Here is a 19,580-nt window from a genome sequence, read left to right as displayed (position 1 = left end):
CCCGCGCGCATTGTTCGCAGCACGCTAGCCGATCCGCCGTTGCAGCGGCACGTGATCCCGGGGCGGCGTTATCTTGGCGGCTTGAGCATCAGACTGACTCCCCTGACGGATCCCGACTTCCGGCCGTTCAGCCGCCGGATCGCCTGGCTCGCCGCGGACGACGACGGCAACCCAGTCGGGTCGGCGTTCCTCCGGCTGAACAGCCGCACGTCCCACGCCCATCTGGCCGAGTTGGAGCTGAACGTCCATCCCGCCGAGCGCCGGCGCGGTATCGGGTCGCAACTCCTCGGCGCGGTCGTCGCGGCCGCTCGCGACCACGACGTACGCACGATGCTGGCCGACGCCCGGGTCGACTCGCCCGCTGACCGCTTCCTGGCGCACCACGGGTTCACTGTCGGCCTCACGCTCATCTACGCGCGACTACGGCTCGCCGACACTGACACCGCCGTGCTGCAGTCCGGGCCGCCCGGCTATCGGTTGGTGTCGTGGGCGGGCGTCGTACCGGATGAGTGGGCGCAGACGTTCACGGACGCGCGCGCCGGGATGGATGACGCGCCGACGGGCGGGATCGCGTACGGCGATGATGCGTGGGACGTCGAGCGGACCCGGTACGCCGCCCGGGTGATCGAGGAACGCGGCGAGCACTTGGGCACGGTCGCCGCCGTCGACGAGTCCACCGGCGCAATCGTCGGCTTCACCGAACTCGTCGTACCGGGCGACGGCAAGGGCGACGCCCAGCACTACGGCACCGCCGTACTACCGGCACACCGCGGCCACGGTCTGGCACTGTGGATGAAGGCCGAGCAGATCCGGCAGGTCCGCTCCAGCTTTCCTGACCTCGACGGGCTCCTGACCGACACGGTGAGCACCAACGCGCCGATGCAGCTCATCAACCAGCGGCTCGGCTACCACTCCACCCACACCGATCACCGCCGCACCCTCGAGGTCTGTACCTACTAGTATGTCGGCATGCCACTTGTCCGCATCGATGCCCTCCGAGCCGACCCCGGCCGCCTCGCCGCCCTCGGCCGCGCGGTCCACGACGCCCTCGTCCAGACGATCGACATCCCGCCCGACGACCTGTTCCAGGTGCTGACCAGCCACGACGGCTCGGCCGGCACCCTGCGGTACGCCGACTTCCTCGGGGTGCAGCGCGACGACGGGGTCGTGTTCATCGCGATCACGATGCGCGCCGGCCGACCGCCGGAGGTGAAGCAGGCGATGTACCGCAGGATCGCCGAACTGGTCGAGGAGTACGCCGGGACCGATCCGAAGAATGTGCTGGTCACGGTGACCGAGAACGCGTCGCCGGACTGGTCGTTCGGCCACGGTCTCGCCCAGTACCTCTAACGCAGTACCTCTAGAGCAGCCCCGACAGCCGGTAGAGCACAAGCGAGCCGGCCACCGCGACGTTGAGGCTGGCGCCGGTTCCGATCATCGGGATCTCGACGACCAGGTCCAGCTGGTCGAGCGCCTCGGCTGGGATGCCGGTCCGTTCGTGGCCGAGGACGGCGATCGTGCGGCCGCGGGCCGCGGGCAGGTCGGCCAGCCGGATCGACTCGTCGGCGAGTTCGACACCGACGACCGTGGTCTCACCGCGAGCCTTCTGGTCGATCAGCCAGCGGACCGGGTCGTGGCCGGTCCAGTGCACGCACGTACGTCGTTTCAGCGTGTTGCCGCGCGCAAGAGCGTCCGGCACCCACGGCAGCTTGGGTACGGCGAGACAGGCTCCGACCGCATCGCACGTGCGCAGCAGGGTGCCGAGGTTGACGTTGTGCATCGGCCAGAGCGGTGCGATCAGCAGGTGGTCCCAGCAGGAGTGGGACCGGCGGCGGCGTTGGTGTCTGAGGTCCTTCGGGCTCCGCACCCGGACCTGCGGGCCGCTCATCGAGCGGCCGGAACAACCCTCCCGGCAGGAATCTCGTTCATCTGCGAAGGCGCTTCGCGGCGCGCCCGGGCCATCGTCGAGGACTCGAGTGACCAGGGTACGTGATCACTGGCCGAGGATCTTCTGCACCGCCGCCGTCGTGATCGGGTGGTAGCCCGGCCGCGCCTTCGCGAACACCTCCGCGGCGAATGCACGGTCCGTCCCCGCCAGCGCTCGGTAGACCGGCAGCACGAGCTTCATGCGGCCGACGCGGGTGAGGAACGAGGCCAGGTCGGCATACGCCACCTCATAGCTGCTGGCGGCAACGATCTGGTACCAGCGCCGGGCGATCTCGCCGTTCGCCGTACCGGTCAGACCGAACGCGCGGTCGAGCTGCTGCAGTTGCGTGGCACCCAGCACGTCCGGGGCCGCGTCGAGGAACCGCAGCCACTCCTGAGTGGTCCACTCGGCCGCACCGGCCGGCAGGTCACCGCTCGCCAGCCAGGTGTCCCGCGCCCGGTCGACCACCTGGAAGCGCTCCGACACCGCCCGGCGCGCGAACGCCGGAATCCCCGGCTCGTCCAGCCATGCCGCCAGCTCGGCGCCCGTCACCACATCGGGGTGCTGGGACAGCAGGTGTTCCTCGAGGTGCGCGACGAAGTCCCCGGAGTTGATACTGCGGAACGCGAACCGGTCGAAGTACCCGCGCAGGAACGGGTCGAACACCTCCCGCGAGAACCGCTCCTCCAGCCAGGACAGAAACCACGACCCCTTGAGCGGCCCCATCGCCGTCGTCCCGTGGTACTCCGACCGGTGATTCAGCCCGGGCAGCTCGACTGCCAGCTCGGCCGGGGTCAGCGGGTCCAGCTTGACCACCGTCGAGTGCTGCTTGATCGCCGTCTCCATCAGCGCGAACTCGGTGCCGTAGACCGCCTCGACGATCCGGTTCTCGACGTACGACGTGAAGCCCTCGTTCAGCCAGATGTCGTCCCAGCTGTCCTGCGTGACCAGGTTGCCCGACCAGCTGTGCGCCAGCTCGTGCGCGACCACGCTGACCAGCGACTTGTCCCCGATCACCACGGTCGGCGTCGCGAACGTCATCCGCGGGTTCTCCATCCCGCCGTACGGGAACGACGGCGGCAGCACGAGCAAGTCGTAGCGACCCCAGCGGTACGGGCCGAACAGCGCCTCGGTGACCCGCATCATCTCCTCGGTGTCGGCGAACTCGGTCGCCGCCCGCCGGGCCATCTCCGGCTCGGCCCACACCCCGGTCCGGTCGCCGATCGGCTCGAACACCAAGTCTCCGGCCGCGATCGCCAGCAGGTACGACGGGATCGGCTCGGGCATCACCACGTCGTACGAGCCGGTCCGGCGCGACGTCGTACCGTTGTCGGCACTCATCAGCACCATCAGCTCCGGCGGAGCGGTGACGTGTGCGGCGTAGCTGAACCGCACGCCCGGGGTGTCCTGCACCGGCACCCAGCTGCGGGCGTGGATCGCCTGCGACTGGCTGAACATGAACGGCATCACGCCACCCGCCGTCATGGACGGCTCCAGCCACTGCAGACCGGTTGCGGTCGGCGCAGTGCGGTAGCTGACCCGGACCCGCTCGTGCCGCGCGGTCCGGATCTGCAGGGCGGAGCCGAGCTCAGGGTCGGGTACGCCGAGGCTGTACTCGAGCGGCGCCCAGCCGTCCGCCGTGGCACCCTCCACCGCGAGCACGCTCAGGTCACGAGTGTCGAGCACGAGCCGGTCACCCGCACCGGTCCAGGCAAGCGTGTGGGTGGCACTGCCGGCCAGCACCTTCTCGCTGAAGTCCAGCTCGAGGTCCAGCTCCAGGTGGGTGGTCCGAACCAGGGCAGGTTCGGCGTACGAGTGGCGATCGTGCGTCAAGGAAAGCTCCCCGAGTCAGGTGTCCGACGAACAGTACCCACGGCGGAGCCGGATAGGGCGGCCAATCTGAGCCATCCGCACCACCGTGCCAAAAGGCCTAGGTTTGATCAGACCCGGCACCATGGACACATGTGGGCCGCCACCAGACCGCTGGCCGCCGTCCTCACCCTGCTGGCCACCGTCGCGTGTACCAGCACAGGCTCTACTCGCGCTCCGACGCCCACCGCCGCGCCACCTCCTGTCACCACCACTGCGCCGTCCGCGCCTGGGCCGACCACGCCTGCCCCGTCCATGCCTGCGCCGTCCACGCCTCGGCCGACCGCTTTCGACAGTGCTGCCGCCATGGCCACCGTGCGCCACCTGGCTGGCCTCGGGCCTCGTGAGGCGACCAGTACGACGTACGTGCAGGCGCTGACCTGGTTGGAGCAGCGTTTCCGCGCCGCCGGCTACCAGACGCGTCGTCAGGCGCTCCGAGTCCCGGCAGGCGTCTCCTGGGGCGTCCCGGTCCGTGCAGGCACGACCTGGAACCTGATAGCCACCAAACCCGGCTTCAAGACCGCAGCGCCGCACCGCATCGTCGGAGCCCACCTCGACACCGTCCCGCAGGCTCCCGGGGCCGAGGACAACGCCTCAGGCATCTCCGTCCTGCTCGGCACCGCCCAACTCCCCCAGCGCCTGCCCACCGTGTTCGTTGCCTTCGGCGCCGAAGAGCCCCGCGGAGACGGCGACAACCGGCACCACTACGGTTCCCGCGCGTACGTCGCTTCGCTGCCGACAGCACAACGCAATGCGCTGCGTGGCATGGTCTCCCTCGATCGTGTGGGCGTCGGAACCGTCGTACCGATCTGCTCTGCCCAAGCGAACGATCTGACGCTGCGCAACGAGCTCCGGGCGGTTGCGGCTCGTGCGGGCGTGCAGAGCAGGGCCTGTGTGAACAGGTCGAGTGATCACTGGTCCTTCGTCCGCTCCGGCCTCCCAGGAGTCCGTCTAGGCAGTACGCCGTACGCCGAGTACCACAGCGCACGCGACCTGCCCCGAGTCGTGTCACCGGCTCAGCTCGGCCGGATGGGGCGCGTGGTCGGCGCTTGGCTCGCCAGTTAGCGGATGTCGGCCAGGATCTGCTCGGCCCTCGTGCCCGTCACCACGCGCGGGCTGAAGTCGCTACCGATCACGTACGGCGTGAGACGGGCAGCCTTCAAAGTCTTGTCCCAGTACGTGAGTTCCAGCAGCACGCCTTCCTGGGTCTGCTGGGAGAAGTCCATGTCGAACACCAGATTCCCCAGTGAATGCGCGACCACCTTGCCCCGTGGGAACTCCACGCTCTGCACCCAGTGCGGATGGCCACCGATCACCAGGTCGGCTCCAGCCTCGGTGAGTGCAGTCGCAACGGTGCGTTGCGCCGACACCGGCGTATGGGTGTACTGCTGACCCCAGTGCGGCAGTACGACGACCACGTCGACCGCTGACTTCAGCGTCTGGATCGCACGGGTGACTGCGGCCAGGTCTGCCTCGTTGAGCGGTCCCGTCCGTGGTGGCATTCGCAGGCTGAACGCGCCCGGGCTGGTGGCTGTCGCGCGCGGTGTCTCGCCGATCGCGTTGAAGGCCAGGAAGCCGAAGCGCACGCCGGCGCGTGTCTCGATCACCGGCTGGGCAGCCTCGGTGAGGTTGCCGCCGGCCCCTACCGGTTGAATGCCGCCGGCTCGCACCAGGCGGACCGTGTCGAGCAGAGCGCGCTGCTGGAAGTCGCCGACATGGTTGTTGGCCAGCGAGAGTACGTCGACGCCGGCGTCACGCAGTCCGGCGACGACACCAGGTGGGGCGGCGAAGGAGTCGCCGCCTTGCTGGGGCGTGCCCGCCTGGGACAGCGTGCTCTCGAGGTTGACCACGGTCAGGTCCGCGGACGCCAACTGCGGTCCGATCGCGCGCAGGGGTCTGGAGACGTCGCCGGTCCTGGCTGCCGCGGTCGCCACCCGGCGGCCGAGCATGACGTCACCGCCGACGGTCAGGTCGATGACGTCAGCGGCGGCTTGCGGTCCGGCGGTTCGCAGCGGGTAAGCCGCTGGGTCCTTGAATGGGTCGATGCCGGCGACGGTGAGCGGGCGAATGGACGGGCCGGCCGCAGAGGCGGGCACCAGGGCGAGAGTGTTCGTCGAATTCTGCGCCCGGCGGAGTGAGCCGACCTGGAAGCCGCGCCAGGACTTGAGGGTTCCCCGGACGATCGAGCGGGCCGTGGTGATGTCGATGTCCTGGGCGGCGCGGGTGGGGTGGATCGCCAGGACCAGCGGCTGGGTCCTGGCCGGCGTCGTCCGGGTCGGTGCCGGCGTGTCGACCGGTGGGGTGGTCGGTGAGGTGGCCGCGGGTGCCGGGCTGGACGTGGTGGGCGAGGGCTGGGGAGCGGCGCCGTCGTCGGAGCAGGCGACCAGGACGGCCGCCGCGAGAGCAGCCAGCGAGACCTGCCACCCCACGGACATATCACCTACGGTAGCGACCTCGTTCAATTCCTCCGCGCGGCAAGGCGGTTGCGGAATCGGGGGTGCCTACCAGCAGACTGTGACCATGATGTCCCAGGGAAGTCCGGAGCTGGTGCTGGAGCGGCGTCCGTTCGGATCCTGGCTGCTCGGACCGGTCGACCAGAGCCCGCGGGTGCTCCGGCTCCGGCTGCGGGTCCTGATGATGACGTTCTCGATCGGGAGCAATCTGATCGGCGCGGCGGTCGTGTTCGTGCTCGCGGTGTTCGTGCTGCCGGGTCCGCCGCTGGTCGATCAGCTGCAGATGCTCGAGGCAATCATCATCCCGGCGTACTTCCTGGTCGCGGTGGTGATCGGCTGTTTCTGGAGCACGCGGATGACCCGCCGGGTGACCAGGTGGGTGGACGAGGATCGGCCGGCCACCCGGAAGGACCAGATCGCCACGCTGCGGCTGCCGCTCCGGCTCACTCTGATCGAGGTCTTCCTGTGGCTGCTGGCTTGCGTGATCTTCACCGTGATGACGCTGGTGCTGCAGCCGGAGAACGCGCTGCGGATCGCGGTCACCATCGTCGACGGCGCGATCGTCACGTGTGCGGTGTCGTACTTGCTGACCGAGTTCGCGCTCCGGCCAGTCGCTGCACGGGCGCTGGTCGATTCGCCGCCTCCCCGGCGGCTGCTCTCGGCCGGGCTCAAGGCGCGGACCGTGTTCTTCTGGGCCGTTGGATCTGGTGTCCCGGTTGCCGGGTTGATGCTGGCCGCCGTGCTCGCGCTGATCGAGGGCGAGGTCTCCCCCACCCGGCTCTCGGTGATGATCCTTGCCTTAGGCATGGTCGTGCTGCTGAACGGCTGGCTGCTGACCATGTTGGCCGCCAAGTCGGTGGTCGCGCCGGTCCGGTCGGTGCGGAACGCGCTGACGCTGATCGGTGACGGACAGCTGGACGTTCGCATCCCGGTGTTCGACGGTACGGAGCTCGGGTCGTTGCAGGCCGGGTTCAACAAGATGGCCGAGGGGTTGCGTGAGCGCGAGCGGATCCGAGACCTCTTCGGGCGGTACGTCGGTCCTGAAGTGGTCCGGGAGGCCTTGACCAGTGACCGGCTCGGCGGGGAGGAGCGGTTCGCCGCCGTACTGTTCGTCGACCTGGTCGGTTCCACCGAGCTCGCGGCGGAACGGGCGCCCACCGAGGTGGTCCAGCTGCTCAACCGGTTCTTCACGATCGTGGTCGACGAGGTGGTCCGGCAGGGCGGGTTCGTGAACAAGTTCGCCGGCGACGCCGCGCTGGCGGTCTTCGGCGCACCGGCCGAGCTGCCGGACGCGGCCGGGAGTGCGCTGCGGGCCGGACGCACGCTGGCCCGCAGGCTGGCCGAGGAGTTGCCCGAGGCAACAGCCGGCATCGGGGTGACGGCAGGCATCGTGGTCGCCGGCACGGTGGGCGACGTGCGGCGCCACGAGTACACCGTGATCGGAGACCCGGTCAACGAGGCCGCCCGCCTGACCGAGCTCGCCAAATCCACCCCGGCACGCCTCATCGCCTCCATGACCGCAGTGGACGAAGCCGCTCCCGCCGAGGCCGCCCACTGGCATCCGGGCGACCAGGTCACCGTCCGCGGCCGCTCAGAACCGACTCACCTAGCCGTCCCGCAGTAGCCGCTTCTCCTCGATCAACTGGTGCAGGAGGGCGGCGCCGTACAGCATCGACTTGGTGCGCTGGTCGTGCGCGGCACGGCGTTCGGCGATCGCGTCCCGCAACGCCTCCGTGCTTCCGGTACGACGCAATCCCTCGATCACCGGCTTGATCTGCTCGAAGTAGTACCGCCCCTGCCGCAGCATGTGGATGATCCGGGCGTCCCGCACCTGCTCCGGCCCGTACCGCCGGTACTTCGTCCCCGGCTCCCGCGTCGGTGCCAGCAGACCGGCCGCTTCCCAGACACGCAGGGCCGACGTACGTACGCCCAACTGGTGTGCCAACTCCCCCACCAGCAACGAGGGTCCCGACGCTGGCGGCTCGTCAAGGAACTCGGCTGCCGCGGCCCCCAGCGCCTCACTGGCCGCATCCGTCGCCAACCTCTGCTGATGTAGCCCGGCATGCGACGCATCCACCAGCCGATAGGCCAACGCCTCATTACCTGTGTGCACGGCCTGCATGATCTCGGTCGCGACCTCAGCCCCGAACCCCGGCGCGAGGGCGCGATAGGTCAGCAGAGCCGACAGGTGCTCATCGCCGTACTGCCGATAACCGCTCTCGGTCCGCGGCGCCGGCGGCAGGATCCCGGCCGCCTCGTAGTTGCGCACCAACTGCGTCGAGATCCCGGCCCGCCGGGCCAGATCCACCGGCCGCAATCCCACGCCGTACCTCCATCTCGAGACGCTGACTCCGGTAAGCCTCCCATTCAAACGGGCAGGAGGCCGAGAGCCTTGGCGCGGGTCGCGGCGTCGCGGCGGGTCTTGGCGTCGAGTTTGTCCAGGATCGCGGCGACGTGGGTGTCCACCGTGCGTACGGACAGCACCAGCCGGGCCGCGATCTCGGCGTTCGTCAGCCCTTCGGCGAGCAACCGAACGACGTCGGTCTGCCGCTCGGTGAGTCCGGCGGGGTTGTCTCTCGTCGTCTGGACGCGACCGCGCGGAATGCGGGCGACTCCGAGCTCGCGCAGCCTCAGTCGTACGCGACGTGCCAGTGGTTCCGCGCCCAGTTCGTCGAGCATGCCGAGTGCGGACAGCAGGTCACCCGGGTCGTCGCTCTGCGCCAGCGCGAGCGCATGTTCGTACGGACAGCCGGCCCGCTGCCACGCCTCAGCCGCCTGCCGCCACTGTCCCGCGGCCAGGAGTGCATAAGGCTGGTCGGAGTCGCCGAGCGACACGTCCTGACCGGCGACGCGCAGCCAGTACCCGAACGCCGCCGCCGGTGTCGCGCGACCGAAACGCCTCACGTCCTCGTACGCCGGCGCCACGCCGGCTGCTACCCACGCGAGATCTCCCTGCAACCACGCCGCCTCGAGGAGGGCGGCCGCGGACGGACCGGTACGTTGCGCCTCACCGAGTTGCTGAGCGAGTTCCCATGCCTCGTCGAGCCGTTGACGGCCGCCTTCCTGACCGCGCCTGGACCGCACCGTCCCGGCCACGACCAGGGCCGGGCAGCGCGTGATCATCTCGGCGTCATCGCTCGACGTCGCCCCCCATTCGGCCTCGTCCCACCGGCCGAGCGCGAGGTACACAGTCGCGCGGGTGACCTCCATGTACCGGCGAAACCCGTGGAACTCGGCCTCGTCGGCCAGGTCGATGGCGTCCTCGAGCAAGCGTTCCGCCTCGGCGAACCGGGACAGGTCGGCCAACTGCCAGCTGATGTTCACATACGCGCGGCAGGCATGTTCGACCTCACCCGCTTCGAGGGCGACCGCGAGGCTTTCCTCCAGCAGGGACTGACCTTCCGGGTAGCCTTCCTCCCAGAGCGCCACGCCGACGTTGTTCAACGCGTGCGACAACAGGCCGGGGTCGTCGAGGTCGCGGGCCATCGCGACCGCCCGCCGGCCGACGGTGACACACTCCGGCTGCCGGCCGGCCAGCATGCACAGCTGCGATTGGTTGCTCAGCGCAAGAGCCAGCGCACGTTCGTCGCCGGCGCGCTCGAGCACCTCGATCGCCTCCGTACCGCTCGCCTCCGCCTTCGGCCGGGAGCCCGCCCACCAGTTCATCCGCGACAGCCAGCGCAGGCTGAGGCCGAGCGCCCGCAGATCCCCGAGGGACCGGCGCAGCTTGACGGCCTCTTCCTGCGCACGGACGGCGAGCGCCGCGGATCCGATGGTGTAGCACTCCACCGCGTAGCCGTCGAACAGATCGGCCTGCTCCGCCGGTGAGAACAGCTCCCGGTGGTCGAGCACCAGCCGGTAATGCGCCACGGCCTCGCGGTGGGACCCGGCAGCCGAGGCCTCGCGAGCCGCCACCGGGCCGTGCCCGACGATCACCTCGACGGCGCCGGCCTGCGTCGCGTGGTGCACGATCCGGGACAGATCGACCCGGTCGGGATGATCGAGGAGCGCCGTGAGCACGGCCTGGTCGCAGGCCACCCGGCGAGCTGCCGGCATCGAGTCCACGACGGCGCGGCGGGCGAGCTCGTGGGTGAACGACACACCGGTCGGGGAAACCACGAGCACGCCGCGACGTTCGGCCTCGGCGAGCGACGCCAGCCCACTCGGCACCACCGCCTCGACCAGCCACCTCTCCACGGCTGACGGCACGACGGCCAGCTGTTCCAGTGCGTCCCGCGTGGACGCGTCGAGGTCTGCCAGCCTGGCTGCGACCGCCTCGGTCACCGTGGGCGGTACGTGGTCCAGGTCGCCGGACGCGAAGATCTCGGCAACGAAGAACGGATTACCCGACGTGACCGCGAAGACGCGGTCGGCGTCGACCCCAGTGTCCACCGCCAATCGGCGTACCGCGGCAGCGGACAACCGGGCCGGGCGCAGCCGCCGGAGCCGCGGAGTGCCGGACGCGAGACCGAGCAGGTGCTGCAGAGGGTGATCCCGGGTGAGCTCCACGTCCCGGTACGACAGCACGAGTACGGCGGGCAGGCTGGCGATCCGCCGTACCAGGAAGCGCAGTACGTCGAGAGTCGCCTCGTCGGCCCAGTGGATGTCCTCCACGACGAGGACGGCCGGATCCTCGGGCCGGTCCAGCTCGGCTCTGAGGGCGTCGCTCACACCGTTCCGGTCGCCGGAGTCGAGTGCTTTGGTGAGCGTTCCTCCCACGCCGCCCACCAGATCCCGGAGCGGCCCGAGTACGCGCGGCGTCGCGAGGTCGTCGCAGTAGCCGACCAGCAGGCGCGTCCCGTCCGGCAGCACCGAGGGCAGCGCACCGATCAGACTCGACTTGCCGATCCCGGCCTCCCCCGTGATCAGAACGACCGAGCCGTCGCCCGCCTTGGCCTCCTCAGCGGCCGCAGCGAGCTCCGCCAACTCCCGCTCACGCTCGAGCATTCATCCCACCCCCACCCGATTGTGCACCCGACCTCGGTAGTGCCGAGCCCCGATCTAGGTAGTCGCGACGGATTCGGCGGGGTACGGCGCGGGCCTACAAACGATGCATGCACTCTTTGAACCGCCGCCACGACGTGGTCGTCGTAGGCGCCCGAGCCGCCGGAGCAGCCACCGCACTGCTGCTCGCCAGGCAGGGACACGATGTCGTCCTGGTCGATCGGGACGAGTTCCCGTCCGACACGCTGTCGACGCATCAACTCGCCCGGTCCGGTGTCGTGCAGTTGCAGCGCTGGGGATTGCTCGACGCTGTCCTGGACAGCGGAGCGCCGGCCATCCGGCAGGTCACCTTCACGGCCGAGGGTCAGTCGATCACCCGGCCGGTGAAGGACAGCGCCGGGGTCGATCTGCTGATCGCACCGCGTCGGCACATCCTCGACACGCTCGTGGCCGAGGCCGCGGTTGACGCCGGAGCTCAGTTGTGGCTCGGCGTCACGATCGACGGCGTCCACGTTGACCACGCCGGCCGCGCGACTGGTGTGCACGGGCACGATCGCGCAGGTACGCCGGTAGACCTGACGGCTCGATTCGTCGTCGGCGCGGACGGACTCGGCTCCCGGGTCGCTCGCGCAGTGGGTGCGGAGATCATCGAAGACCGTGGCGCCTGGGGCGCGGCGCAGTATGCGTACTACGACCAGCTGCCATGGGACGGCATCGAACTGATCGTCGCCGACCGGGCACTCACTGGAGTCTTCCCGACTCATCACGGCGAGGCGTGTGTCTGGATCTGCAGTCCGATCGAAGATGCGCACCGTGCACGCCGTCGCTCGGAGTCTCGGGAGGACGCGTTCACGTCGTACCTGGAGCTGGTCGCCCCTGCGCTGGCTGAGCGCCTTCGCGCTGGGCGACGTACGTCGCCGGTCGCCGGCATGTTCCGCGCTCCGAACTTCATCCGCCGGGCGCACGGGCCGGGCTGGGCGCTGGTCGGCGATGCCGGGTACCACCGGGATCCGGTCACCGGGCACGGGATGTCGGACGCCTACCGGGACGCCGAACTGCTGGCCGCCGCGCTCCATCGCGCGCTTCGCGGTGATCTCGACGCGCTGTCCGACTACCAGCGTCAGCGGGATCGCGCCCTCCGGCCGGTCTTCGAGCTGACCGTCGCCCTGGCCACCTATCCGCCGGTGCCCGAGTTCGTCACACTGCAGAAAGAGCTCGGACGCGCACTCGACGCCGAAGCATCCGAACTGGCCGCTTGGCCACCACTGTCCAGCGGCTATCTGGCCGCTGTCTGACCACCCCAGAAGGAGATTCATCATGACCACCACCGACGACTCGATGATCCGCAACGGCGTCGACACTGCGACCCTGTTCGCCACCCTCGACGCGGTCAAGGGCGCTCCCGAGGCCGCCCGGTTCCAGTTCCGGGCCGGCAACCAGTGGCTGAGCGGCACCCACAACCGCAGCACCATCCACGGGTACTTCGGCGTCGGCGAGGAACGCACGCATGAGCGCACGTTCCACTTCGACGCCGACCACCCCGCCGTACTGGTCGGACGCGACAACGGTCCGACGCCGGTCGAGTACCTACTGCACGCGCTGGCTGCCTGCCTGACCGCCGGCCTCGCCAACATCGCCGCTGCCCGCGGCATCCGGCTGACCGAGGTGCACTCGACCGTTGCCGGTGACATCGACCTCAACGGCATCCTCGGCCTCGACCCGGACGTCCGCAACGGCTACGAGCAGATCACCGTCCGGTTCACCGTCAAGGGCGACGCCCCGGCGGACAAGCTGCGCGAACTGGTCGCCCAGTCCCAGGCCCGGTCGGCCGTCTTCGACGTCATCACCAATCAAGTGCCGGTCACGATCGAGGTCGAGACCGAATGACCGTGCCAGAGGAGAGAACGCGCCCGGTCACCGAGGAGCTCGGAACCGTCCTGGGTGTCTGGGCCCATCCCGACGACGAGGCGTACCTGTCGGCCGGGCTGATGGGCGCCCTGCGCGACGCCGGACACCGGGTCGTCGTGGCGACAGCGACGTACGGCGAACAGGGCTCGGCGGAGGTGCCGCCGGACGAGCTCGCCGCGGTTCGGGAGGACGAAATGCGCGCCAGCCTCACGATGGTCGGCGTGCTCGAGCATTGCTGGCTGGGCTACCGCGACGGGGCGTGCGCCGACGCAGACGGAGGGGTTGCGTCGGTCGCACAGTTGATCGCGGAGATCGAGCCGGACACGATCCTGACCTTCGGGCCGGACGGGATGACCGGTCATCCCGATCATTGCGCCGTGTCCGCGTGGACGACCGCGGCGTGGCGGGCCTCCGGTGCGCGAGCACGGCTGCTGTACGCCACGCTCACGCCGGGGTTCCACGCGGAGTGGGGCACTCTCAACGAGCGCATCGGGCTGTGGGTGTATGGCAGCCCACCGGTGACACCGGACGACGAGCTTGCCCTGTACGTCGCACTCGCCGGCGCGGACCTCGATCGCAAGATCGGTGCGGTGTTGGCGCATGTCTCGCAGACCACCGGCCTGGTCACCGCGGTCGGGCCGGACACGTTCCGGCGCTGGTGGTCCGCAGAGGCCTTCGTCGCCGCCAATCCATTGCCTGACACAACGGACCGGACAGAGTCGGCGCCGGTGACCGGTGGTGCCGAATGACGCCGGCAGTCGGTAGCGTCGCTCGGCGTACGCGGACCGTCTCCCGGCGCGATATCGAGCTCTTCACGGAGCTGACAGGTGATCGCAATCCCCTGCATTACAACGAGGAACTCGCCGCCACGACCCGGTTCGGCGGGTTGATCGTGCAGGGCGGCGTGACGTCCGGCCTGCTCAACGCCGTCGTCGCCGAGGACCTGCCCGGCCCCGGCAGCGTCTTCCTCCGGGTGGCCTGGGAGTTCCTGGCTCCGGTCCGGCCCGGTGACGAGATCACCGCCGAGGTCGAGGTCCTCGAAGTCCACGCCACCAAACCGGTTTTCCGGATCCGTACGACGATCACCAACGGCGACGGCGTCATCGTTCTCGACGGTGATGCGCACGTGTACCAGGTACCAATCGACACCGGATCCGGCCACGACTTCGATGCGACCGCACCGAAGAACCATCGAGAGACAGGAGTTGTCCGGTGAGGACATTCCCAGGTATCACCCACGTGGCCGTGACTGTGGCGGACCTCAAGCTCAGCGTACCGTGGTACTCACAGCTGTTCGCCGCCGACCCCGTCCTGGACGAGGACACCGGACCGTTCCGGCATGTGGTTTACGCGATCGACGGCGGCCAGTTGTTCGGGTTGCACACGTTCCCGGACGGCGAATGGTCCAGCGAGTTCAGCCCGCGCCGCCCAGGTCTCGACCACGTCTCCTTCACCTGTGCGGACCGCGCCGAACTCGTCGGTTGGCAGCAGCGGCTCGACGAGCTCGGCATCAAACACGGCGACATCGTCGACGCCCACTACGGCTCAGGCCTGTCCTTCAAGGACCCCGACGGCATAGCGCTCGAGTTCTTCGCCCCACCCGCCACGTGACCCACGCCGGGCCGCCCCACCCGGTACCTGCAGCACCCCACCACCCCGGGCCCCCACAGCCCGGCTTCCCCCCAACCCGGGCTCCCCACAGCCCGGTCCCCCCAGGCACTTCCCCGGCTCGGCACGCGCGTTGGTTAGCCGCTCCTACCGACCACCTGCGACATCTACGGTCGAGCCAGTCATGTACGACGAGCCGTCGGAGGCCAGGAAGGCGATGACCTCCGCTACCTCCTCCGCTTTGCCGGGGCGACCGAGCGGAGGTGTGGTCCCGATGCGTTCCAGCCGGCCTTCCTCATGGATCTCGGTCTCGATCAGGCCCGGACGGACACCGAGGACCCGGACACCCTCTTTCGACACCTCGTTCGCCAGGCCCACGGTGAGCGCATCGACAGCGGCCTTGCTCGCCGCGTAGTCGACGTACTCACCGGCTGACCCGAGCACGGCAGCCCGCGACGACACGTTGACGAGCACTCCACCGGATCCGCCGTACGCCGTCGACATCCGCCGTACCGCGGCACCTGCGACGAGGATGGCGCTGATCGAGTTGATCCGGAAGACCCGCTCCAGCCGTTCGGCGTCGTACTCGGCGACGCGGCCGGACGGCGAGACGATGCCGGCGTTGTTGATCACGGCACGGATCGGCCCGAGCTCGGCGGTGACCGTGTCGAAGAGCCGCTCGATCTGGTCCGCCTCGGTCACGTCGGCCTGGACCGCGATCGCCCGCCGCCCGAGCTCCTCGCATGCCTTCACGACGCGCGCCGCCTCATCCGTGCGCGTCCGGTAGTTCACGCCGACATCCCACCCGTCAGCGGCCAGTGCGACGGCCGCGGCGGCCCCGATCCCACGACTCCCACCGGTGATCAGAACGACCCCACGCCGTACGTCAGTCTCAGTCATGTTCCTACCCTGCCACGCCCCGCCGAGCCGTCAGGACGGCGGCAGGGAGAGCTGCAACTGGGTCTCCGTGTCATGGAATCCGAGGGCCCGGTAGAGCCGGATCGCGAGATACTCCGGATCCGCCACCATCACCAGCGTCTTCGCGCCGCCTTCGGTGAGCCCGTACGTCGACGCGCGGTGGATCAAGGTGCTCGCGATCCCCTTGTTGCGATCGTCCGGATGCGTCTGCACGTTCTGGAACCGGGCCAGCCCCTGACCGTCGAACATCAGCCCGAGCGAACTCTGCAGCCGCTCGCCCTCGAACGCGCCGAACCACATCCCGTGACCCGCCTCCACCAGCGCTCGCCTCGACGCAAGCTTGCGCCGGGAGAACTCGAGGTAGCCCTCGTCGACCTCCATCGGAGCGGTCGCCAGACCGAGCTGCAGCAGCTGCTCCCAGTCGTCGTCACTGCTCAGGTACCGGTACGTCGACTCGTCGTTCGGACGACTCGGCGGGACGACCTCACTCGTGGTCATCACCACGTCCCGGCCCACCTCGATCCCGGCGGCGACCAACTCGTCCTCGGCACCGACCACGCCGTCCGCACTGTCGATGCCCAAGGCAACATGCTTTGCGGCCGGAAACTCGGCGTGGAACGCAGCCAGCCGCGACTGGAGGTCGCCCGGTGCGAACGGTGTCCGGAACAACAGGAAGTTCCCCCACCAGAACCCCGGGTTGTCCGGCGTGCGCACCACGACGTAGTCACCGGCGTCCGTGAACTCGCTCCCGCTGAGCTTCAGCAACAGCAGGTCGGTCCGGAATCCGAGGCTTACGATCTCCACCCCTTCATCCTCCGATCTGCGTCAACCGGATTCCGCACCTGCGCACGCTGCCTTGACATGCAGCCGAGCGGCTGCCTATTGTGGTCATGCAGCTAAACGGCTGCATAACAGCCGATCGGAGGGCGATGGACGACGAGGTGTTCCGTGCACTGGCCGACCCGAGCCGACGGCAACTGCTCGACACGCTGAACGCGCACAACGGCCAGACCCTGCGTGAGCTGTGCGCCGGCCTGGACATGGCCCGGCAGTCGGTGAGCAAGCATCTCGCCGTACTGGAGAGCGCCAACCTGGTCACCACCGTGTGGCACGGCCGGGAGAAGCTGCACTACCTCAACGCCGAGCCGATCAACGCCATCGCCGACCGCTGGATCAACCAGTACGACCGTCGGCGGGTGCAACTGTTCGCCGATCTCAAGACGGTTCTGGAGGCCGAGAACATGAGTGAGAACGACTTCGTCTACACCACATACATCAGGACCACGCCGGAACGGCTCTGGCAGGCGCTGACCGACCCGAAGTTCACCGAGCAGTACTGGGGCGAGCGGTTCGAGACCGACTGGAAGGTCGGCTCCGAGATGATCTGGCACCACGGTGACGTCGCGATGGCCGGGCCGGGTCAGGTCGTCCTGGAGCACGACCCCTACCGGCGGCTTGCCTTCGCCTGGCACCACATCACACCCGACTTCGCGAAGGCCGTCGGGATGGACGACGAGCTGTTCGAGAAGACCAGTCGCGAGCCGCTGTCGAGGGCGACCTTCGAGCTGGAACCCGTCGGCGACCAGGTCAAGCTCACCGTCGTCCACAGCGGTTTCGAACCGGGCAGCGCCATCCGCGAGATGGTCAGCGAAGGCTGGGTCCAGCTGCTCTCCGACCTCAAGTCCTTCGTCGAGTCCACCCCCGAACTCGCTGGCACCAAGTAGCCCGCTACCGGCGCGTGATCGGGGCGTCGGTCAGGGGCGCTTGTGGATCAGTAGTGGGAGGACTGCTGCGGCGCCGGATTCGCGGAGCTTGGCGGCGGCCACGGTGATCGGCCACTGGGAGGATGATGCGTCGGCCAGCAGGAGAACTGTGTGGCCGGCGACTGCGGCCGGGTCCGCCACGGTGATGCCGTCGCGCCAGACTCTGGCCTCCTCGGCTGAGGAGAGGTCGTCGGTGAAGCCCGCCCGGTCCACGGTGAGCTCGGCTCGGTCGAGTCGGCCGACGGTGGCGACGTGGTCTGCGATCTCGCCGGTCAAGCGCCCGTACCCCGCAGCCGCCAGCGGTACGACGACGTCCGGGCGACTCGACCAGGAACCACGCCACCGTGAGAGGGCCGCCACCGCGCCCGCCTTCAGCGCCTCGAGTGAGTCGGGATCCGGTGCCGCGTCGGTGAAGGTGCCACGCAGCACCTCTCGCCACTCGGGTGCGTCGGCATAGATGACCGTCCGCCCGGGCTCCGCGCCGAGCTCGGCCGGGATACGACCCTTCGCGCCGAACGCGCCACCCGGCCACATCTTCCGCGGCTCCAGAATGTGCACTTCGCCGCGCAGCAACCGGATGATCGCCTGCACGGTCTCGGCCTCGGGCTTGGCCCGGAGCGGGTCGGGCAGCTCACCGAGGCAGACCGAGCAGCGGCCGCACGGCTCGGCCGACGGGTCGTCCAGCGACTCCTGGAGAAGTTGCATCAGGCAACGGTCGCCGCGGGTGTACGCCCGCATGATGTCCGCCTCGCGCCGGCGTACCCCGACGATCCCGTCGTAGTGCGCCGCATCGAACGTCCAGTCCTTGCCGGTCCGGACCCAGCCACGTTCGACCCGGTCGACAACCCCGTCGACCGCGAGTTGTTTCAGCATCAGTTCGACCCGCGTACGACGCAGACCGGTCTCCGCCTCCAACGCCGGAACGGTCGCCGGCTGGTCCGGCCCGTACCCGTCCAGCCCAGTCAACAGCCGGTTCACGTTCTCCGGCACCGGGATCGTCGCGGTAGCGAAGTAGTCCCACACCCCTGCGTCCGCATCCGACGGCAGCAACGCCACCATGGCGTGGTCGATCCCGCGGCCGGCACGACCGACCTGTTGGTAGTACGACACCGGCGACGGCGGTGAACCGACATGCACGACGAACCCGAGATCCGGCTTGTCGTAGCCCATCCCGAGCGCCGAGGTCGCGACCAGCGCCTTCAACTCGTTGCCCCGCAGCGCGTCCTCGAGCCTCTCCCGCTCGCCCGCTTCCAAGCCGCCCGTGTACGCCGCCACCGGCACGTCCCGACCGTGCACCTCCTGGATCGCGGCCGCCAACCGTTGCGCATCGGACACCGTCAACGTGTAGACGATCCCCGACCCCGGCAACTTCGGCAGGTGGTCGACCACCCAGGCGAACCGATCCAACGGCGACAACGCATCGACAACAGCAAGCTGCAAACTCGATCGTGCCAGCGGACCACGCAGTACAAGCGTGGACTCCCCCAGTTGATGCGCGACGTCGTCGGTCACTCGCGCATTGGCGGTGGCGGTCGTCGCGAGCACAGGTGTCTTGGGGTTGAGCTGCTGCAGTACGTCGGACACGCGGCGATAGTCCGGCCGGAAGTCGTGCCCCCAGTCCGACACCGCATGCGCTTCGTCGATGACCAGCAGGCCGACCTGTCCGGCCAGACCGTCGAGCACCCGCCGACCGAACCCTGGATTCGCCAACCGCTCAGGCGATACCAGCAGTACGTCGATCGCACCGGAGCGCAGGTCGTGCTCGATGCTGGACCACTCGTCGATGTTGTTCGAGTTCAGCGTCGCCGCACGCAGACCCGCTCGGCTCGCGGCGGCGACCTGGTCGCGCATCAACGACAGCAGCGGTGACACCACCAGCGTCGGCCCGGCGCCCTCAGCCCGGCGGATCGCGGTGGCCGCCCAATACACAGCCGACTTCCCCCAACCTGTCGCCTGCACGACCAGCACCCGCGCGCTCGCCTCGCACAGGGCGGCGACCGCGGTCTCCTGATCCGCCCGCAATCGCGCGCTCTCCCCCGCGATTGCCCGGATCACGCCGTCGGCGATCCCCGCGCGCGCCTCGGTCAGAGTGCTGGTGGTCGAACTGGTGTCAGCCATGCCACGACACTAGACGCCCGCACCCCCAGTTCGCTGCGAGCGACCACCGCCTTGTGGATAACCCCGGTTCGG

General features: G+C 69.3%; 18 protein-coding genes. 10 read left to right on the top strand and 8 right to left on the bottom strand.

The genetic code is table 11. The features are described from left to right. Positions 1 to 81: 81 nt before the first annotated feature. Positions 82 to 960, top strand: a complete 879-nt coding sequence (locus EV652_RS19265; protein WP_132210540.1) for a GNAT family N-acetyltransferase — start codon at positions 82 to 84, stop codon at positions 958 to 960. 9 nt (positions 961 to 969) lie between these two features. After that, positions 970 to 1,350: a tautomerase family protein gene (locus EV652_RS19260; protein ID WP_132210539.1), complete on the top strand. Its 381-nt coding sequence runs from the start codon at positions 970 to 972 to the stop codon at positions 1,348 to 1,350. A 10-nt stretch (positions 1,351 to 1,360) separates the two neighbouring features. On the opposite strand, the gene EV652_RS19255 is transcribed toward EV652_RS19260, so the two are convergent. Both EV652_RS19255 and EV652_RS19250 read right to left on the bottom strand, forming a co-directional pair. After that, positions 1,361 to 1,888, bottom strand: a complete 528-nt coding sequence (locus EV652_RS19255; RefSeq protein WP_132210538.1) for a TrmH family RNA methyltransferase — start codon at positions 1,886 to 1,888, stop codon at positions 1,361 to 1,363. A 105-nt stretch (positions 1,889 to 1,993) separates the two neighbouring features. After that, positions 1,994 to 3,760 (bottom strand): M1 family metallopeptidase, encoded by a 1,767-nt coding sequence (locus tag EV652_RS19250; RefSeq protein ID WP_132210537.1) that lies wholly within the window; start codon positions 3,758 to 3,760, stop codon positions 1,994 to 1,996. 342 nt (positions 3,761 to 4,102) lie between these two features. Here EV652_RS19250 and EV652_RS19245 point away from each other — a divergent pair, with 342 nt between their 5' ends. Continuing rightward, a complete protein-coding gene (locus EV652_RS19245) occupies positions 4,103 to 4,861 on the top strand; it encodes a M28 family metallopeptidase (RefSeq protein WP_242001857.1) in 759 nt (252 codons plus the stop codon). Here the strand turns inward: EV652_RS19245 and EV652_RS19240 are convergent. Then, positions 4,858 to 6,231: a CapA family protein gene (locus tag EV652_RS19240; protein ID WP_132210535.1), complete on the bottom strand. Its 1,374-nt coding sequence runs from the start codon at positions 6,229 to 6,231 to the stop codon at positions 4,858 to 4,860. The genes EV652_RS19245 and EV652_RS19240 overlap by 4 nt on opposite strands. A gap of 85 nt (positions 6,232 to 6,316) precedes the next feature. Between EV652_RS19240 and EV652_RS19235 the strand changes: the two genes are divergently transcribed. Beyond that, positions 6,317 to 7,873 (top strand): adenylate/guanylate cyclase domain-containing protein, encoded by a 1,557-nt coding sequence (locus EV652_RS19235; RefSeq protein ID WP_132210534.1) that lies wholly within the window; start codon positions 6,317 to 6,319, stop codon positions 7,871 to 7,873. Here the strand turns inward: EV652_RS19235 and EV652_RS19230 are convergent. Beyond that, positions 7,856 to 8,572 (bottom strand): TioE family transcriptional regulator, encoded by a 717-nt coding sequence (locus tag EV652_RS19230; RefSeq protein ID WP_132210533.1) that lies wholly within the window; start codon positions 8,570 to 8,572, stop codon positions 7,856 to 7,858. The two genes, EV652_RS19235 and EV652_RS19230, sit on opposite strands and share 18 nt — an antisense overlap. Before the next feature lie 44 nt (positions 8,573 to 8,616). Beyond that, positions 8,617 to 11,196: an ATP-binding protein gene (locus tag EV652_RS19225; RefSeq protein ID WP_199238269.1), complete on the bottom strand. Its 2,580-nt coding sequence runs from the start codon at positions 11,194 to 11,196 to the stop codon at positions 8,617 to 8,619. A gap of 107 nt (positions 11,197 to 11,303) precedes the next feature. On the opposite strand from EV652_RS19225, the gene EV652_RS19220 reads away from it, so the two are divergent. The 5 genes from EV652_RS19220 to EV652_RS19200 are packed head-to-tail and all read left to right on the top strand — an operon-like array spanning position 11,304 to position 14,712. After that, positions 11,304 to 12,488 (top strand): NAD(P)/FAD-dependent oxidoreductase, encoded by a 1,185-nt coding sequence (locus EV652_RS19220; RefSeq protein WP_132210532.1) that lies wholly within the window; start codon positions 11,304 to 11,306, stop codon positions 12,486 to 12,488. A 22-nt stretch (positions 12,489 to 12,510) separates the two neighbouring features. Then, entirely contained in the window at positions 12,511 to 13,080 is a 570-nt protein-coding gene (locus EV652_RS19215) for an OsmC family protein (RefSeq protein WP_132210531.1), read from the top strand. After that, entirely contained in the window at positions 13,077 to 13,850 is a 774-nt protein-coding gene (locus tag EV652_RS19210) for a PIG-L deacetylase family protein (RefSeq protein WP_132210530.1), read from the top strand. Before EV652_RS19215 ends, EV652_RS19210 begins: the two co-directional genes overlap by 4 nt. Further along, positions 13,847 to 14,317, top strand: a complete 471-nt coding sequence (locus EV652_RS19205; protein WP_132210529.1) for a MaoC family dehydratase — start codon at positions 13,847 to 13,849, stop codon at positions 14,315 to 14,317. The genes EV652_RS19210 and EV652_RS19205 overlap by 4 nt, the downstream gene beginning before the upstream one ends. Further along, on the top strand, positions 14,314 to 14,712 hold the full coding sequence (locus EV652_RS19200) for a VOC family protein (RefSeq protein WP_132210528.1): 399 nt from the start codon (positions 14,314 to 14,316) through the stop codon (positions 14,710 to 14,712). The genes EV652_RS19205 and EV652_RS19200 overlap by 4 nt, the downstream gene beginning before the upstream one ends. Positions 14,713 to 14,856: 144 nt before the next feature. Here EV652_RS19200 and EV652_RS19195 read toward each other — a convergent pair whose 3' ends face one another. Both EV652_RS19195 and EV652_RS19190 read right to left on the bottom strand, forming a co-directional pair. Beyond that, a complete protein-coding gene (locus EV652_RS19195; protein WP_132210527.1) occupies positions 14,857 to 15,609 on the bottom strand; it encodes an SDR family oxidoreductase in 753 nt (250 codons plus the stop codon). A 30-nt stretch (positions 15,610 to 15,639) separates the two neighbouring features. Beyond that, on the bottom strand, positions 15,640 to 16,431 hold the full coding sequence (locus EV652_RS19190) for a GNAT family N-acetyltransferase (protein WP_132210526.1): 792 nt from the start codon (positions 16,429 to 16,431) through the stop codon (positions 15,640 to 15,642). 125 nt (positions 16,432 to 16,556) lie between these two features. Between EV652_RS19190 and EV652_RS19185 the strand changes: the two genes are divergently transcribed. Beyond that, positions 16,557 to 17,351: an ArsR/SmtB family transcription factor gene (locus EV652_RS19185; RefSeq protein WP_132210525.1), complete on the top strand. Its 795-nt coding sequence runs from the start codon at positions 16,557 to 16,559 to the stop codon at positions 17,349 to 17,351. Positions 17,352 to 17,381: 30 nt separating this feature from the next. On the opposite strand, the gene EV652_RS19180 is transcribed toward EV652_RS19185, so the two are convergent. Continuing rightward, the gene (locus EV652_RS19180; protein ID WP_132210524.1) at positions 17,382 to 19,508 is read right to left on the bottom strand and encodes a RecQ family ATP-dependent DNA helicase; all 2,127 of its coding nucleotides are present in this window, start codon (positions 19,506 to 19,508) and stop codon (positions 17,382 to 17,384) included. Positions 19,509 to 19,580: the final 72 nt, after the last annotated feature.

Source organism: Kribbella steppae (assembly GCF_004342025.1).
Taxonomy (GTDB): Bacteria; Actinomycetota; Actinomycetes; order Propionibacteriales; family Kribbellaceae; genus Kribbella; species Kribbella steppae.
This window is presented reverse-complemented; position numbering and strand designations above follow the sequence as displayed.